Below are 17,731 nucleotides of genomic sequence, written 5' to 3'. Positions count from 1 at the left end.
CGGCGTTTCCTTGATCGTTTTTAGTTGGCGGCGGCGTGCACATCGGCGCCGATGTGGCGCATGAGGCGCGTCTTGACGTCCGGCGGCGTGATGGTCGGGCGCGGCAGGCCGTCGGGCGTGCCGCGCTTGATCGTCAGGCGTACGAAACGCGTGCCGGCGACACCGCTTGCGCCCGTCGCGCGATCCTGCGCAGCCTTCAGGACAGCGTCGAGCGTGGCGAGATCGTCGCCTTCCACGGCATCGGCGTAACCACACGCGGCGGCCACGTTCGCGAACGAGACCTGCTGCGAGACGGTGGCCTGGCCGCCCGTCGAATCGTGCGCGCCATTGTCCAGCAGCACGTGCGTGAGGTTCGACGGGCCATACGCGCCAAGCGTCGCGAACGCGCCCATGCGCATGAGCGCCGCGCCGTCGCCGTCGAGGGCGACCACGTTGAGGTCAGGACGCGCGAGCGCGAGGCCCAGCGCGAACGGCGTCACGCAGCCCATCGAGCCGACCATGTAGAGCTGGTTCGAACGATCGTCGATGGCGTAAAGCTCGCGGCCGCAAAAGCCCGTCGATGCCACCACGACCGTCGATTCAGCGGGCGTCGCCGCGATCACGCGTTCGAGCGCCTGCTGGCGCGTCGGCAGTTCGTCGTAGCCGCGGCCCGTGAAGTTCGACTGCGCGAGCGGCAGCGCGTGCTTCGCAGGCATGGCGCCGCCGCCCTTGAGTTCGTACGACGCAACACTGCCCTTCTGCATCACGAGCGCATACGGGCGGCCCGTTTCGTCCATGTGCTTGATGGCGCGTTCGAGCACGGGCGCGATCTGGTCGGCTTCCGTGGGGAACAGCTCCCAGGGAATTTCCATCGTGTCGAGCATCTGCGGCGTGACCGGGCCCATCAGCGCGTGCTGCGGCTCGTCGGCGACGCCGGGCTGGCCGCGCCACGTCACGATCAGCAATTGCGGCAGGCGGAACGTCCACGTGAGCGAGGTAAGCGGGCTCACTGCGTTGCCCAGCCCCGAGTTCTGCATCATCGCGATGCCGCGCTTGCCCGCGAGCGCCACGCCCGCGATCAGCGCGACCGCGTCGCCCTCATTGGCCGCCGACACGTAATGCAGCGAATCGTCCTGCAGCACGTAGTTGATGAACGGCGTGAGGTACGAGCACGGCACGCCCGCATACCATTCGAAGCCTTGCTTGCGCGCCGCTTCGACAAACTGTGCGGCTTCGATCATGCCTTGGCCTCCGGCTTCGCGCCTGCCGTGCCGCCGCCGATAGGCGTCTGCGCGTGAGCGAAGTCACCCGCACGACGGAAGTCTTCGAGGTCGTTCACGCCGCGCCAGTGGCCGCGCACGTATTGCACTTCGATCTTCTCGCCGTCTTCGATCAGCGCGTTGAGCAGCGCCGGCATGTCGAGCGTGTCGAAATCGGCGCGCGTCTGCAGTTGCGCGAGCTTCGCCTTGAGCTTGTCGCGGCCCGCGCCGCGCACGCTCGTGAGGCCGATCCAGCGGCCATTGGCCGGCATGTCCTGCGATGCCTGATCCGACGACACGCGTTGCAGGTACGCCTTGTTGCCGAACAGGCCGCGATCGTCGCCCGCCGAGCACCACGCGAAATCGCGCACGCTGGCGTTTTCCGATTCCGGCGACGAATCGATCACGACGCTGAATTCGGCATCGCTTTCCACGAGGTCGCGCAGGATATAGCTGCGGAACAGCAAATCGCCGTAGGAAATCACCGTGTCGTTATCGAGCGCATTGACGGCGCACGCGAGCGAGGCGAGTTCGTTGGTCTGCGCGTAGCGCTCGTTGCGCGCGAGCTTGATGCCCGCGCTATCGATCGCTTCGGCCTTGTAGCCGCCGACGACGGTAATGTCGTTGATCGCTTCCTTCTTGAACGCATCGACGAGCCAGCGCAGCAGCGGCTTGCCCGCGACCGGCAGCATGACCTTGGGCTTGTCTTCGGTGACGGCGTCGAGACCCGATCCGCGGCTCGCCGCCAGCACGATCGCCGAGCCTGCCGAACGCGAGTTCGACAGATAGCGGTTTTCGGCTTCCGAATATTCGTCGGCGTCCTGCAGGCGAAAAATTTCGTTGACCGTAGCAATGCGGTCTTCGACATCGACGAGCGTCTGCGTGTCGTGGATCGTCTTCGTCACCGCCTGCATGGCCGAAACGGCCGCGCGGATCTGGTGGTTCGCCCAGATGATCGTGCTGATGCCCGCCTTGCGGAACACGTCCGTCGGCGTGCTGTAGTACTTGGTCGGCACGATCACGAGCGGGCCGCGGCCTGCCCATTCGCGCGCGAACGTGAGGATCTCGTCGGCTTTCGACAGCTTGCTGTGAATCAGGATCGCGTCCGCACCGGCCTGGCGATAGGCTTCGGCGCGCTTGAGCGCTTCGTCCATGCCCCAGCCTGCGATCAGCGCCTCGACGCGCGCGACGATCGAGAAGTTCTCGTCGGTCTGCGAGTCCTTGCCCGCCTTGATCTTGCCGCAGAATTCGTCGATGTCCGCGAGCGGCTGCGCTTCGCCGCCGATGAAGCTGTTGGTCTTCGGGAACACCTTGTCTTCGATGCAGACGCCCGCGATGCCGCGCTGTTCCAGCTTGCGCACGAGGCGGCGCACGTTGTTAAAGTTGCCGTAGCCGGTGTCGCCGTCGAGCAGGATCGGCAGGTCGCTTGCGTCGGCCATGAATTCGAGGTTGTCGACCACCTGCGTCCAGCTCGCTTCGTTGTTGTCACGCACGCCGAACTGCGCGGAAATCGACAGGCCCGAGCCCCAGATCGCCTTGAAACCCGCTTCGCGCGCGATGCGTGCGGACAGGCCGTTGTGCGCTTCCATCAGGAATTCGAGCTCGTTGCTCAGCAGCATCTGACGCAGACGTGCGCTGCGCGAAGTCGGAAGTGCGGTGGAAACCAGTGCGGGTTCGCGTGCGTTCATTTTTCTTGCTCCAGTGGACGTCGTCGCGCCGCGCTTTTGAAGGCTGCGTCGCGTGCGTCGCATCGTTGGTTGAATCGGTTTCTGGCCCGTGGGTCGCCGAACCGTGAAGTCCGGTTGCGCGTGATCGATGTGCGGATCGACTTTGAAAACCGGCTTTAAAGCCAGCTTTTAAAGGTCGCTGGAAGCGGAAGCCGGCAGCGGCAATCGATACGGGGACTCGCAGAAACGAGCCTGAAAACAGCGCTGGCTTGGGGCCGAAGCCGCGACTATAGCGGAAATGATTCGCATATGCCTTCAATCACCACGAGAAGTGGCAAATCATGGTGTTGCAGTGAAATTTGTGGCTTTTAAGGGCTTTTTTCGCCACTTTTTGTGCACTTTCGCGGCATAGCGTTATTCGCTTGCGGGGCTTTTATTGCATGCGGCTTCCTTACAGTTTCCTCTGAGGAAACAGGGTTCGTCCCAGGTCGCGTGCAGATTGGCGCGGGCCGTAAACACAGGAAGGCGAACCCTGCCATTCGCCGGATTTTTGTTGCCACACGCCCCTCTGACCGACCAAGCAGACAATGACCCTCAACAAGAAACTCCGCTCGATGATCGCGATTCTCTGGATCGGCCTGCTCCTGATCGTCGCTTTCGGCGCCTGGCAAAGTCGCGACGGCATGATCCGCGAACGGCGAGCGCAACTCATCACGCTCGTTGACGAAGCCACCAGCATCGCCAACTACTACTACGGTCTCTCGCAGAAAAGCGTCATGCCGGAAGCCGATGCGCAAAAGCAGGCGCTCGCCGTGATCGGTTCGATCCGCTACGGCAAGGACGGCTACCTGAGCATCAACAACTCGCAGGCCGTGATGCTGATGCACCCGATCAAGCCCGAACTGAACGGCAAGGCGCTCAGCGACTTCACCGATCCCGCGGGCAAGCACGTCTTCACGGCGCTCTCGGCGGCGGCCAACCAGCCGGGCGGCGGTTTCGTCGACTACCTGTGGAGCAAGCCCGGCCATAGCGAGCCGGTGCCGAAGCTGAGTTTCGGCAACCGCTTCGCGCCGTGGGACTGGGTGATCGTCACCGGCATGTATATGGACGACGTGAGCGCGGCGTTTTACAGCAGCCTGCTGCGCTGGCTGCTCGTCACCTTCGTGCTGGGCAGCGCCGCGACCGTCGTGATGGTGTTCGTGGTGAAGAGCGTGCGCGGCAGCATCGGCGGCGAGCTCGAAGTCGCGGTCGATACCGCCAACCGCATCGCCGAGGGCGACTTGACCTCGCGCGTGGACGTGCACGGCACGAACGCGCACAGCCTGATGCGCGCGCTCGCCACCATGCAGGGCGCGCTCGTGCAGACGGTTGCACGCGTGCGCAGCGGCGCGGAAAACATCAACGTGGGCGCCAACGAGATCGCGGCGGGCAACACCGATCTCTCGCAGCGCACCGAGGAACAGGCCGCCGCGCTGGTGCAGACGGCGTCGAGCATGGATCAGATGACCGCCAATGTGCGCCAGAACGCGGACAGCGCCCAGCACGCGGCGACGCTCGCCAGCCAGGCCGCCGACGTGGCCACGCGCGGCAGCGTCGTGGTGGACGACGTGGTGCGCACGATGGGCGACATCACGCACAGCTCGCAGCAGATCGGCGACATCATCGGCGTGATCGACGGCATTGCCTTCCAGACCAATATCCTCGCCCTCAACGCAGCGGTGGAAGCGGCGCGCGCGGGCGAACAGGGACGCGGCTTCGCGGTGGTCGCGGCGGAGGTGCGCAGCCTCGCGCAACGCTCGGCGGCGGCGGCCAAGGAAATCAAGGCGCTGATCGAAAAGTCGACGGGCACGGTGACCGAAGGCCAGCAGCTCGTGACCAACGCGGGCACGACGATGAGCGAAATCGTGCAGTCGGTGCGGCGCGTGCACGAGATTCTCGAAGAGATCAGCAATGCGTCGCGCGAACAGAGCGCGGGCATCGAGCAGGTCAATCGCGCGGTCGGCGAGATGGATCAGGTCACGCAGCAGAACGCGGCGCTGGTGGAACAGGCCGCAGCGGCGGCGCATTCGCTGAAGGATCAGGTGTCGGGTCTGCGCGAGTCGATCGCGAGCTTCCGGCTGCCAGCGATGGCGTGAGGGCGGTGTAGTAAGGACTGTGTTGTGAGGGCTGTGTAGTGAGGGAGCGCGGACGCCACGGGTCGGGGGGCCTGTGGCGCTGCTTTTATTTGATGGCAGCACCGTCTCCTCGCCACCTAAAATTTCAATTTAATTACTCTATGTTTACAATAATATTCTGACCATCCCCCTGCACCACCCCGATGAACCGTTCCAGGAAACCGCCGCGTGATCCGCACGCCGCCGCGACACGTCATCCGATGTTGACGCCGCAGTTGCCCGCGTGGCGCTCGAAACTTGTCGTGTTCATCACCTTCGCGGCCTTTGCCGCACTCGCGGGCCGCGCGCTCTGGGTGCAGGTCGTCAATCACGGTTTCTACGTCAAACAGGGGCAGAAGCGCTATCAGCGCACGCTCGAACTCGACGCCATGCGCGGGCGCATCGTCGATCGCAACGGCGCCCTGCTCGCCGTGAGCCTCGAAACCTTCGAGATCTGGGCCAATCCCAAACTGCTCGACGAAGCCGCGCACGGGCCGCTCGCCAGGCTGCTCGACATGCCGGTCGCCGAACTGCGCCGCCGCCTGCCGCCCGAGCGCTCGTTCGTGCTGCTCAAGCGCCAGGTGGACGCCGAAACCGCCGCCCATATCGACGAAATGGCCACGGGCGGCATCACGCTGATCGCCGACTCGAAGCGCTTTTATCCCGAGGGCGAATCGGCCGCGCACGTCGTCGGCTTCACCGATGTCGAGGACAAAGGCCAGGAAGGCGTCGAGCTGGCCGCCGACACGCGCCTGCACGGCACGCCCGGTCATCGCGAAGTGATCCGCGACCGGCTGGGCCGCGTGATTTCAGAGCCGAGCGAGCGCATTCAGCCTCGCAACGGCGACACGGTGCAGCTCACCATCGACCGCCGCGTGCAGCAGCTTGCCTATTCGCAGCTCAAGGCCGCCGTCGCGAAGAATCATGCGGAAGCGGGCAGCGTCGTGGTGCTCGACGCACAGAACGGCGACATTCTCGCGCTCGCCAACTGGCCGTCGTTCGATCCCAACAACCGCTCGCGCCTCACGGGCCGGCAACTGCGCAATCGCGCCGTGATCGACACGTTCGAGCCGGGCTCGACGATCAAGCCAGTGGTCGCCGCGCTGTCGATGGATCTGCGCAAGGTCAACGCCAACACGATTATCGATACGGCGCCGGGCACCTTCCGCATCGGGCCCGCCGTGATCCACGACACCTCGAACCACGGCCGCATGACGGTCGCTGAAGCGATCCAGAAGTCGAGCAATATCGCGCTCGCGAAAATGGCGCTCAACCTGCCCGCGCAGACGATCTGGAACAAGTATCAGGACTACGGCCTGGGCCTGCGGCCCGAGGTGACGTTTCCCGGCGCGGCAGCGGGGCGCGTGCGGCCGTGGGCGCGCTGGCGTCCGATCGAACAGGCGACGATGGCGTATGGGTACGGTTTGTCGGCGTCGCTGCTGCAGATCGCGCAGGTCTACACCGCTTACGCGGGCGACGGCACGATGTATCCCGCCAAGCTGCTGCACGAGAGCACGGCGGGCGGCGGCCCCGTATCGGCGGCTGCCCAGCCGCGCACGGTCACGACGCCGGCTTCCGCGGCGGCCTTGCGCGGCATGCTGGAATCCGCGACGCGCGAGGGCGGCACGGGCCGCGCGGCGAACGTCGAAGGCTATCGCGTGGGCGGCAAGACCGGCACCGCGCGCAAGCAGGTCGGCGCGGGCTACGCAAAAAACCGCTATCGCGCGCTGTTCGTCGGCATGGCGCCCATGAGCGCGCCGCGCGTGATCGTCGCCGTGATGATCGACGATCCGGCGGGCGGGTCGTTTTATGGCGGCACCGTCGCTGGGCCGGTTTTCTCGGGCGTGATGCAGGGCACGCTGCAAATGATGGGCGTGCCGCCCGACGCATAAAAACTGGCGCGGCTGTTACGCCGCGCCAGTCAGTTTCCGCCTGGTTCTGCCAATCGTTCTGCCAATCAACCGCGCGGCTTAGTGATGCTGGTACGCAGCCGGTTCCGCGCTGCGCACTGCCGCCGACGGGCCGCCCGATTCGACTGCCTGCACCGGCTGTGCACCGTAGCCCGATTGCGCCACGTCCTGCTGCGCCACGCGTGCTTCGTTGGCGCGCTTCGCTTCAAGGCGGCGCATGGCGGCCTGCACATCGTCCGGATAATTGACGTCGTTGCCCGAGGCCGGGCTATAGCCGACCGATTCGAGGTCGACCAGTTCCTGCACCACCTGTGCACGCGTCAGCGGGCCGTTCTGGATGGATTGGGCAAACGACATCGCCGGAATGACTGCGATCATCGAAACCAGCGCCGTGCGTAGCATTGCGTTCTTCACCGTACTCTCCTGTGGTCTGAACGGACTCGCTGCGCTGGCGTTCTGCCGTGCGAGCGGCGAGTCGATGCGACAAGTCTACGCAGCGCTCGCGCACCTAAAAACCGGCCGACAAGGGGAGGACTGTTCCAGTCCATGGAACATTGGTCAGGACTTCTGCACAGGGCGCACTGCCCCGGCCAATGCGTGCACCTAGATCTGGTCGCGCCCGAACGCCCTCAGCGCGTCGAGATCGGCGACATCCACACGGTTATACGAAAGCGTGACGAGACCCTCGCGCTCCAGCGTCTGCAAGGCCTGATTGACGCGCTGACGCGACGCGCCCGCCAGCATCCCGATCTCCTCCTGCGAGATCTCCAGCGCGCGCCCGGTCTCGGGATAGAGGTCAGGATTGAACATCTGCGCGAGCGCCTGCGCCACGCGCGCATCGACGTCGAGCAAGCGGCTGTTCTGGATCAGGCCGATGAACTCGCCCATGCGATTGTTGAGCTGATGGATCACGAAGCGGTTGAACGGCAGGCTGCTGTCCATGAGCCGATGAAACGTATCGGCGGGCACGGCCATGACGAGCGAGGGTTGCAGCGCGATCACATCGTATTTGCGCGGCTCGCGCTTGATGACGCTACCCTCGCCGAACCAGCCGCCATGCGGCACGCCCGAGAACGTGCAGCCGCGCCCCGAGGCGTTGAAAATCGCGAGCTTCACCAGCCCGCTGCTCACGCCAAGCCAATACGCCGATGGCGCTTCGCGCGCGGCCACCGTCGCGCCCGCCGCATACGACTGCGCGTGCGACGTATCGAGCACCCACGCGCGATGCTCGGGCGCGAGCGCGCGAAACCACGCGCAGCGCTCGAACAGCGCAGCAAGACGCGCGGCCGCGTCGTTTTCCGGGGGCATAATCGATGGGTCGTTGGGCTGCATCGCGGCTAACCTCAGAGTCAAAAAATGCGGCGCAGCGGCTCTGTCGCGCCAACGACAGACGCGCGCGCGCGATCCTGCTACGTTAGTGCGCATCATACCGGCACATATCGATAAAGCCAGACAGGAGACAGCACCATGCCGCACCCGTTCGAACAGGGACTTGCACAGCGCGAAGCCAACTACGTACCGCTCACGCCCATCGACTTCATCGCGCGCGCCGCCGAAGTCTATGGCGAGCGTCTCGCGATGGTTCACGGCGACGTGCGCCGCAACTGGCGCGAGACCTACGCGCGCACGCGGCGTCTTGCGAGCGCGCTCGAACGCGCAGGCGTCCAGCGGGGCGATACGGTCGCGGTGCTGCTACCCAACATCCCGGCGATGGTCGAAGCGCACTTCGGCGTGCCGATGCTCGGCGCGGTGCTCAACACGCTCAACACGCGCCTGGACGTGGCGACGATGCTGTTCATGCTGCGTCATGGCGAAGCCAAAGTGCTGATCGTCGATACGGAATACGCCGCGCTCGCGCAACGCGCGGCGCTGGAATTTCCCGACCTGAAAATCGTCAGCGTTGCCGATATCGCGCCCGCCGACGCGGAACACTTTCCGCGCCACACCGAATACGAAGCCTTCCTCGAACGGGGCGACCCCGACTACGCCTGGCAGCCGCCCGAAAACGAGTGGGACGCCATTGCGCTCAACTACACCTCGGGCACGACCGGCGACCCGAAGGGCGTCGTCTATCACCATCGTGGCGCGTACCTGAACGCGGTGAGCAACATCCTCGAATGGGATCTGCCCAAGCATGCGGTCTATCTCTGGACGCTGCCGCTCTTTCACTGCAACGGCTGGTGTTTCGCGTGGACGGTGGCGGCGCGCGCGGGCGTGAACGTGTGCCTGCGCAAGTTCGACGCGAAGCTCGTCTTCGACCTGATCCGCGACGAAGGCGTCACGCATTATTGCGGCGCGCCCATCGTGCAAGGCGCGCTCGCCGACGCGGCCGCCGCGTATCGCGAAGGCATCGCGCATACGGTGCGCACGATGGTGGCGGGCGCGCCGCCCGCGCCGGCCGTGATCGCCAAGATGAAACACATCGGCATCGAACTCACGCACGTCTACGGTCTCACCGAGGTCTATGGCCCGGCTTCCGTGTGCGCCGTGCAGGAAAGCTGGAAGACGCTGCCCGACGACGAGCAGGCGCGACTCGCCGCGCGCCAGGGTGTGCGTTACCACCTGCAAAGCGGCATCAGCGTGCGCAACCCGACGACGATGGAAGCCGTGCCCAACGACGGCGAGACGCTCGGCGAAATCATGTTCCGCGGCAACATCTGCATGAAGGGCTATCTGAAGAACGAGCGCGCCACCGAGGACGCGTTTCGCGGCGGCTGGTTCCATACGGGCGACCTGGGCGTGATGACGCCCGACGGTTACGTGCGCATCACCGACCGCAGCAAGGACATCATCATCTCGGGCGGCGAAAACATTTCGAGCATCGAAGTCGAAGACGCGCTGTACCGGCACCCCGCCGTGGCGCTCGCCGCCGTCGTGGCCATGCCCGACGCGAAATGGGGAGAAGTGCCGTGCGCATTCGTCGAGTTACGCCAGGGCGAGAACGCCACGGCGGAAGACCTGATCGCGCATTGCCGGGGATTGCTTGCGCATTTTAAGGTGCCGCGCGTGGTGAAGTTCGGCGAGTTGCCGCGCACGGCCACGGGCAAGATCCAGAAGTACGAGTTGCGCGCGCAGGTGGGATCGCAGGCGGCAATCGATGTCGGCAAGACCCCCGAAGCCGGTAAATCCGGCAAATGAAGGGCATTTGAATCGCAAATGAAATACTAATGAAATGTTGCGGGCGCAACGGTTGTTGCGCTTTGGGGTCGGGTAAGGGCCGAATGTAACGCCTCTTGACAACCCGACCCTTTGAAATCGAATGGCAAGGTTCAGAAACAGCCTGTAATCCTTTTTGCATCAAGGCCCAATCGTTAAATCAGCCTTTTCGTGTGACGGTTGGCTCGAAATGAAAGCTTACAAGTGCTCACGTATTCACCGACTTCCGCCCGATAAGCTCTGTTCCACGGTCGAACGCAACGCAGCGCGTCAAGCGCAGCAAGAAGCGAACGACAGACTTCGATGAGGAGGAAAGAACATGAATACGAAGAGCTGGAAGACCCCCGCACGCGCTCTCGCAGCCGCGCTGCTGGCAGGCGGTGCGCTGATGGGTGCCTCGAGCGCCTTCGCCCAGTCCGCGCCTTACGGTCTGCGCGCCGACTCGGCGCCGCACTACGGTGAAGCGCATATGATGCCGGTGGGCGTGCAAGTATCGATCGGCTGGCACGACAACCGTTACTGGGACGGCCACCGCTACTGGGAACACGACGAATGGATGCACCATCATCCGCACGATCCGGGTCCCCCGCGCTGGCACGACGACGACCATCGTCCGCCGCCCCCGCCGCGCTACTGATCGATCGATAATCGTCTGATCGATCAAGCGTGACACCGCCGAGGCCGGTCGCTCCTGAACGGGAGTGACCGGCCTCGGCGCATTGGCATTTGCAAACCTGCGATAAGCCGCTCATTTCACTTGCTTACTCGCCCCGCCCTGAAGAATCGGTCGCAACCCCAATTAATTGATTCGACATCCGAATCAAAAATTATGAAAACAGGCTGTAAATGCAGGGTTGTTAGTTCTGTACAGAAGCGAAAAAAAGCGCATCAGCAAACGTTTTCGCGATGCTCAAGGCGCGTCAGCGGTAATGCAGGGTAATGCTCTCGCGTTGCTTCGTTCGCGCTGTGACGGTAACGTTGTTGGGCGTTTCGTTCCCCGGAGCGCACGGTGTATTCTCATTGCCCCGACCTCCGTTGGTTGGGGCTTTTTTTTGGCCGCCGCAAACGTGACCGAATCTGGTCAGTCGATGAGTTTGTTCAGCGTGGCGAACTCGATCAGCGCCGCCAGCGACGACACGCCCAGCTTGTCGAGCACACGCGTCTTGTAAGTGCTCACGGTCTTGTCGGAGAGCCCCAGGCGCGCTGCGACGCCTTTGTTGCTCATGCCGCGCGCGAGATACTGAAGCACTTCGACCTCGCGCGGCGACAGTCCATTGAGCGCCACGTCGCGCCCGCCGCCGCAACTGCCCGCCGGAAAGCAGTCGTAGCCCAGCAGAACCGCCTTCACCACGCCGCATAGTTCCTCCACGCCGCGGCTCTTGCTCACATAACCGTTCGCGCCCGCGATGCGCGTGTGATTGGCCATGACCTGCTCGGGCTTGGCCGACAGCACCAGCACGCGCGTGCCGGCCTGACGGCTGCGAATGCCGCGAATGACCGACAGGCCATCGAGCTTCGGCAATTCGAGATCGAGAATCACGAGATCCGGCTGCAAGGCGTGGACAAGACGCAGACCCTCTTCGCCGTCGCCGCATTCGCCCACCAGTTCATATTCGGTATGCAGGACGTTGGCGAGCATCTTGAGGACGATCGGGTGATCGTCGATAACCACGATGCGCTTCATTTTTTGTTCCATATTTTCGGGGCGTGAATTCGTAACGCCTCTCGGCGCGAAAACTACAGCCTGAACGACACACTCCGCTTTTTGCATAGGAAAAATCTGAAACGCTGCCAGCCAAGTCCCAGGGGTAACCCCGATCAACGTAAAGCGCCAGGCGGCAACCGCTGATTCACGCGGCAACCAGCCGTTCCCTTTCGCTTGCGAGTTCGACGCGCGACAATAAACCTCCCCCCTGTTTTATTCGCAACCATTCGTCAACGAGAGTCACGTATGAATCAGGCATCGCCCTCCTTCGCTTTTACCTCGCCTTCCACGCCCGCCGACATCGTTGCCGCCGACGCCCTCGAACTGTCGCAATGGATTCGCCTGCGCAAGGTCTCGTGCCGCGAAGTCATGACCGCCTTCCTCGATCACATCGCGCGCGTGAACACGCCGGCCAATGCGATCGTGTCGCTGCGCGAGCGCGCGGCGCTCCTCAAGGAAGCCGGCGAACGCGACGCACAGCTCGCACGCGGCGAATATCTCGGCTGGCTGCATGGCATTCCGCAGGCGCCGAAGGATCTCACGGCGACTGCGGGTATTGCCTCGACGCAAGGCTCGCCGATCTTCCGCGACGAAGTGCCGAAGGCCGACGCCCTCATGGCCGCACGCATGCGCGCGCAGGGCGCCATCTTTATCGGCAAGACCAATTCGCCGGAATTCGGCCTTGGCTCGCACACCTACAACACGGTGTTCGGTACCACGCTCAATGCTTACGACGCCACGCGCAGCGCGGGCGGCAGCAGCGGCGGCACGGCTGTGGCGCTCGCGCTGCGCATGCTGCCGGTGGCCGACGGCAGCGACATGATGGGTTCGCTGCGCAATCCGGCGGGCTGGAACAACGTATTCGGTTTCCGGCCATCGCAGGGGCGCGTGCCCTCGGTGCCGTCCGTCGACCTGTTCTACAACCAGCTCGGCTATGCAGGGCCGATGGGCCGCAGCGTGCCCGACCTCGCCATGCTGCTGTCGACGCAAGCGGGCTACGATGCACGCGCACCCTTGTCGATTGCGCAGGACGCAGCGCAGTTCGCGCAGCCGCTCGCACGCGACTTCGGCAGCGCGCGCATTGGCTGGCTGGGCGACTACAACGGCTACCTGCCGATGGAAGACGGCGTGCTCGCGCTGTGCGAAACGGCGCTCGGGGATTTCGGCGCGATTGGCTGCAAGGTCGAGGCCGCGCGTCCCGACTATCCGATGGAAAAGCTCTGGGAATGCTGGCGCACGCTGCGCCACTTCTCGGTGGCCGGTTCTCTGGGCGCGCTCTATCGCGATCCGGCGAAGCGCGAACTGCTCAAGCCCGAGGCGCAGTGGGAAGTGGAAGGCGGCTTCGCGTTGTCGGGCGAGGATGTGTGGAATGCGTCAGTGGCGCGCAGCCAGTGGTACAACGCGCTGCTCGCGCTGTTCGAGCAATACGACTACCTGGCGCTGCCGAGCGCGCAACTCTTTGCGTTCGATGCAGCCCAGCACTGGCCCAAGTCGATCGCGGGCCGCGAGATGGACACGTACCATCGCTGGATGGAAGTGGTGATCGGCGCGAGCCTCGCTGGCTTGCCGGTCGTCAGCGTGCCAGCGGGCTTCAACGCACAGGGGCTGCCAATGGGCTTGCAGGTGATCGGCAAGCCGCAGGCCGACCTGTCCGTACTGCAAATCGCGCACGCCTACGATCAGGCGACGCAGTGGGTCAAGCGCCGCGTGCCGCCGCTGCTCGCGGCATAAGGTTGCGTTGACAACGAGGCGCGCGATTCAACGCGCCTCGTCTTGCAAGCCTCGCTTCACCCCTCACTTCACTTCAAGCCGAAATCCACCCGCGTCGTCGCGCCCTTGTCGTCGATACCCTTGGCATCGAGCTTGGGCGCCACCACAAACACGCGGCTCGGGTCGACCTTGCCTTCGAAGTACTGCTGCACCGCCTGCGCACGCTGTTGCGCAAGGTCGCGCAGCGTGGCGTCATCGACGGGCGCATGTTCGGCGAGCGCCTGCTTCATGTCGTCCACGGGCATCGACTTCGTGAAGCCGATCATGTTGTGCGGCTTCTTGAAGTCCCCCGCCTTGTAGGCCTTGGTCAGATACTTTTCGTATTCCTTCTGATCGACCTTCACCTCGGACGTATCGACGCTTTCGCCGTTGCCCACCGTGTCCTTGACCTTCTGCAGACGCACGAGGCGGTCAACGTACTGCTCGCGCAGCGCGGGCGTGTCCACGGCCGGATCGACACGGCCGATCAGGTCGATCTTGATCGACGGCTTGTCGTCGAGCGCCTTGGCGATGGTGTCGAGCTTCTGGTCGTCGGCGTCGGTGAGCTTCGCCGAGCCCGCCGCGAACTCCACATAGCCCAGTTCCTGCCCGCCGCCGCCAAACGCATTCGCGAGCAGCGAAAACGGCGCGGTCACGGCCTTGGCGACCAGGTTGAGCACCGCCTTCCAGATCAGGCCGCCCAGGCTGAACTCGGGATTCGAGAGCGAGCCGGAGACCGGGATGTTCACGTCGATCTCGCCGCGCCGGTTCTTCAGCAGCGAAATCGCGAGGCGCACCGGCAGCTTCGTGGCCGTATCGTTATCGACGTGATCGCCAAAGGTCAGCTGGTCAATGAAGATATGGTTGTTCGCCGAGAGCTGGTCGTCGGCAAGCTGGTAGTGCAGGTCGACATTGAGCTTGCCCTTCGTGATCGGATAGCCCGCGTACTTGGTCGAGTACGGCGTGAGATTGGTCAGCTCGATATCGTGCGCGCTGGCGGTCAGGTCGAGCGAGGGCTTCTCGATCAGCGGATTCACCGAGCCCTTGATCGAGATGGGCCCGTTCGCCGCCAGCTTCGCCGATACATCGACGGGCGCGGGCGTGGTCGATTCAGTGCCGAACGCGCCCACCGTACCCTGGATCTGCACGAGATCGGCGGTGTAGTTCGGCTTGATGAAGTTGTCGGTGTAGTTGACGCGGCCGCCCTGCAGCACCAGCTGGCCGAAATGCAGGCGCACCGGCTTCGAAGGCGGCTGCGCGGCCGTCACCGTCTTCGATGCACCCGATGCAGGCACCGGCGCGGGCACCGGCGCCGAAGCCAGTTCAGGCGCACTCGCGGCCTGCGGCGTGAGCGGCACCGGCTCGCGGCCACGCTCGGCGGCGCTGGTGTCGCGCGTGAGCGACTGCGCTTCGCCGCTCTGGTGCGCCACCACGTCCTTGAGGTTGAGCTTGCCCTGCGCGTCCAGCAGCACGCGGCCATAGAAGCCCGCGAAGGTCACGCGGCTTGCGTCCACGTCGGTGCCGCGCGCGTCGTCGTAGCTGACCTTCATGTTCGACAGCGCGAGCGAGCGCCAGCCCGCGAATGGATCCGAAGTCGCCTTGTCGAGCATGCGCACGTCCACGAGCGCCGCGTCGCCGCGATAGTTCGCCTTGAGCGCCTTGCCCTGCTCCAGCGCCAGTTGGCCCTTCATGTTGAGCAGCGCGCTGGCGATCGTGGCGTTGAGCTGATTGCCGAAGTACGGCTCGAACGCCGCGGCGTCGAGCCGGTTCGCGTCGATCTTCAGTTGCGCCTTGAGCGGCGTCGGGTTCACGTCGCCGTTGAGCGCCAGCGTGCCCTTGCGGTTGACGGTCGCCTTGAGGTCGATCGGCAGCGCGTGGCGCATGTCGTCGCTGACCTGCTGGATCTTGAGGTCAAGCGGTGTGATCGACAGCTTCACGGGACGCGGCGTCGTGCTGTCCGTGAAGTTGACCGTGCCGCCGCTCACGCTGACGTTATCGATCTTGTAGTGCCACGCCGGGCCCTCCTTCACCGACTTCTGCGCGGCATGGATCGCCGTGCGCTGCGGCGCGGCTTCGTGGCCGCCCGCCAGCTTCATGAGATCGATGTCGCCGTTCTTCATGCGCTCGGCGTTCACGGCGAGGCCGTTCGCGTCCACCGATGCGATCTGCACCGTGCGCGCGGCGAGATCGACCTGGGTCAACTGCACCGTGCCCCTGGCGAGCGCCAGCGCAGGCGTCTTCGCGCCCCGCGCGGCGATCTTGATCGATTCCAGGCCGAGCGTGCTCGCACCCACCTGCACGGCGGCGGGCGACTTCGACCAGTCCGCCGTGACGGTCGAATCGAGCGTGAGCTTGCCGTCCAGGATCTGCGCGGCGGTCACGCTGTCGATATACGGCTGCCAGACCGGCAGCGCCAGCGCGTTGACGGCGATCTTCGCGTCGGCATGTTTGGCGGCCATGCCGAAGTTGCCCGAGACCTGCGCCGTCGCGCCGTCGCGGTCGGCGAACGCGAGCGTGTACGGCGCGGGAGCCTTTGCCCTGGTCGAGAAGTTCGACAACGTCGCGGCGACGTTGCTCAAGTCTTGCTCGACGGGCCGCGACGCGGCTTCGTCATGCACATGCACCGCGCCGCCCGTGATCGCGAACTGGCGGATCGAGAGATCGAGCGGCAGCGCCTTTTCCGCTTCCGTTACTGGGGCGTTCGCGCCTGATGCCGCTGCGGGTGCGCTCGCGGCCTTCGCCTCGGCGATCGTCTTGTCGTTGACTTCGCCCTTCGCTTCGGCCTTCGCCGCCGGTGCGCCGACGAGCTTCTCCACGCTCAACACGCCCGCCTTGTCGCGCGACAGCCAGACCGACGGCGCATCGAGCCGGATCGCGTCGAAGCGATAGACGTTGCCAAACGGTTCGAGCGAATTCGCCGCCACATGCAGCCCATGCGCGCCGAAGAGCGGCGCGTTGGCGTTGTCCGTCGCATCGATATCGTTCAGGTCGGCCGTGCCGGAAACACGCAGCGTGGGCTTCTCGCCCGTCATCACGAAATCGAGTTTGAGATTGGTCGAAAGCAGGCCGCTCTTCACCGTGACCGGGAGCTTCGTCGGCGAATAGGTCAGCAGCTTCGGCACATCGAGATCGGTCAGGCGCAGCTCGACTTCCGACTCGCGCGAGGCCGCGAACGGCTTGGTCTTGCCGTCGATGGCAAGCGTGCTAGCGCCGTCGATGCGAGCGCGCAGCAGCGGCTCGACGAAGATATCGGTTTTCGACGCCAGCGTGGCGATAAACGGAATGCCGAGCGTCCAGCGGTCGATCACATGCTTCTCGTTGAGCAGGCGGTCGTCGAAGGTAATCTGGCCGTTCTCGACGCGGATATTCGACACCGAGAACTGCGCGGGCTTGCTGCTGGGCTTTTCGGACGGCTTCGAGAACTTGTCGACCAGGTCGGAGAAGTTAAAGCGCTGCGCGTCCAGGCGCACGATCGTCACGCGCGGCGAATCGAGCCGCACTTCATCGACGATGGGCGCCGCGCGAAAGATCGACGACCACGACGGCTTCACCACGAGCCGTTCGACATCGACGAAATCGCCCTGGCCGCCGCGCTCGCCAATATGCACGCGATCCGCTTCGAGCCGCAACGTGTACGGATTGAGCGCGATGCGCGCGATCGTGACGGGACGATCGAGTTGCTTGCTCAACTGCTGCTCGGCGATATGGCGGATCAGCGGCGGCGCGGCGAAGAAACCGAGCAGGCCGAACACCACGAGGAAGATCACGAGACCCGTGAAGATCTTGCGGGTACGCGGCGCACGCGCGACGGCGCGCACCGATTGCAGGGAGGTAGTCAGCGATGCTTTGTTGAGACTTGCCATGCTTGCTGGCCAGTGACGCGGCGACAGGCGCACCGCGGGTAGTGAAATGGCTTGGGCCATACCCGGCCGAACGGGCCACACACAGGCGGCATTCGGCAGACGGATCGGCCCGACAGCCGGAAGTATAGGCCCGATGGCGCCATGCGCGGCTGTAAAACGCCGGGGCGCGCAAGCGCGATGCAGAGGGGACGTGCGCGCCGCTGGACGCGGCTTGCAAAGAAAAAAGCGGCGCTATGGCCGCTTTTTTTCACAGATGCAGCGGCGTTCATGCCGCTGCGCTGACACTCTTT

General features: G+C 64.6%; 11 protein-coding genes. 5 read left to right on the top strand and 6 right to left on the bottom strand.

What is annotated here, in order from left to right; genetic code table 11:
• Window positions 1-20: 20 nt before the first annotated feature.
• Together aepY and aepX are read right to left on the bottom strand one after the other, a co-directional pair.
• Complete coding sequence (gene aepY, locus BBA01S_RS31705) at window positions 21-1,220, bottom strand: phosphonopyruvate decarboxylase (RefSeq protein ID WP_027819948.1); 1,200 nt, start codon at window positions 1,218-1,220, stop codon at window positions 21-23.
• Entirely contained in the window at window positions 1,217-2,926 is a 1,710-nt protein-coding gene (gene aepX, locus BBA01S_RS31700) for a phosphoenolpyruvate mutase (protein WP_027819947.1), read from the bottom strand. The genes aepY and aepX overlap by 4 nt, the downstream gene beginning before the upstream one ends.
• 566 nt (window positions 2,927-3,492) lie before the next feature.
• Between aepX and BBA01S_RS31695 the strand changes: the two genes are divergently transcribed.
• Both BBA01S_RS31695 and BBA01S_RS31690 read left to right on the top strand, forming a co-directional pair.
• Window positions 3,493-5,040, top strand: a complete 1,548-nt coding sequence (locus BBA01S_RS31695; RefSeq protein ID WP_027819946.1) for a methyl-accepting chemotaxis protein — start codon at window positions 3,493-3,495, stop codon at window positions 5,038-5,040.
• Between the two features lie 182 nt (window positions 5,041-5,222).
• Complete coding sequence (locus BBA01S_RS31690; RefSeq protein WP_027819945.1) at window positions 5,223-6,950, top strand: peptidoglycan D,D-transpeptidase FtsI family protein; 1,728 nt, start codon at window positions 5,223-5,225, stop codon at window positions 6,948-6,950.
• 78 nt (window positions 6,951-7,028) lie between these two features.
• Here BBA01S_RS31690 and BBA01S_RS31685 read toward each other — a convergent pair whose 3' ends face one another.
• Together BBA01S_RS31685 and BBA01S_RS31680 are read right to left on the bottom strand one after the other, a co-directional pair.
• A complete protein-coding gene (locus tag BBA01S_RS31685) occupies window positions 7,029-7,370 on the bottom strand; it encodes a DUF4148 domain-containing protein (RefSeq protein WP_042298249.1) in 342 nt (113 codons plus the stop codon).
• 201 nt (window positions 7,371-7,571) lie between these two features.
• Complete coding sequence (locus tag BBA01S_RS31680) at window positions 7,572-8,300, bottom strand: Crp/Fnr family transcriptional regulator (protein WP_027819943.1); 729 nt, start codon at window positions 8,298-8,300, stop codon at window positions 7,572-7,574.
• 135 nt (window positions 8,301-8,435) lie between these two features.
• Between BBA01S_RS31680 and BBA01S_RS31675 the strand changes: the two genes are divergently transcribed.
• Both BBA01S_RS31675 and BBA01S_RS31670 read left to right on the top strand, forming a co-directional pair.
• Complete coding sequence (locus BBA01S_RS31675; RefSeq protein WP_027819942.1) at window positions 8,436-10,106, top strand: acyl-CoA synthetase; 1,671 nt, start codon at window positions 8,436-8,438, stop codon at window positions 10,104-10,106.
• A 337-nt stretch (window positions 10,107-10,443) separates the two neighbouring features.
• Window positions 10,444-10,761 (top strand): hypothetical protein, encoded by a 318-nt coding sequence (locus BBA01S_RS31670; RefSeq protein WP_027819941.1) that lies wholly within the window; start codon window positions 10,444-10,446, stop codon window positions 10,759-10,761.
• A gap of 444 nt (window positions 10,762-11,205) precedes the next feature.
• Here BBA01S_RS31670 and BBA01S_RS31665 read toward each other — a convergent pair whose 3' ends face one another.
• Window positions 11,206-11,808, bottom strand: coding sequence for a response regulator transcription factor (locus BBA01S_RS31665; RefSeq protein WP_027819940.1), 603 nt, complete (start codon window positions 11,806-11,808; stop codon window positions 11,206-11,208).
• 267 nt (window positions 11,809-12,075) lie between these two features.
• Here BBA01S_RS31665 and BBA01S_RS31660 point away from each other — a divergent pair, with 267 nt between their 5' ends.
• A complete protein-coding gene (locus BBA01S_RS31660) occupies window positions 12,076-13,560 on the top strand; it encodes an amidase (protein WP_042298237.1) in 1,485 nt (494 codons plus the stop codon).
• Between the two features lie 68 nt (window positions 13,561-13,628).
• On the opposite strand, the gene BBA01S_RS31655 is transcribed toward BBA01S_RS31660, so the two are convergent.
• Complete coding sequence (locus BBA01S_RS31655) at window positions 13,629-17,441, bottom strand: DUF748 domain-containing protein (protein WP_027819938.1); 3,813 nt, start codon at window positions 17,439-17,441, stop codon at window positions 13,629-13,631.
• Window positions 17,442-17,731 lie beyond the last annotated feature (290 nt).

The organism is Paraburkholderia bannensis NBRC 103871, from assembly GCF_000685015.1.
Taxonomy (GTDB): Bacteria; Pseudomonadota; Gammaproteobacteria; order Burkholderiales; family Burkholderiaceae; genus Paraburkholderia; species Paraburkholderia bannensis.
The sequence above is the reverse complement of the archived record's forward strand: the minus strand, read 5'-3'. Positions and strand labels throughout refer to the sequence as shown.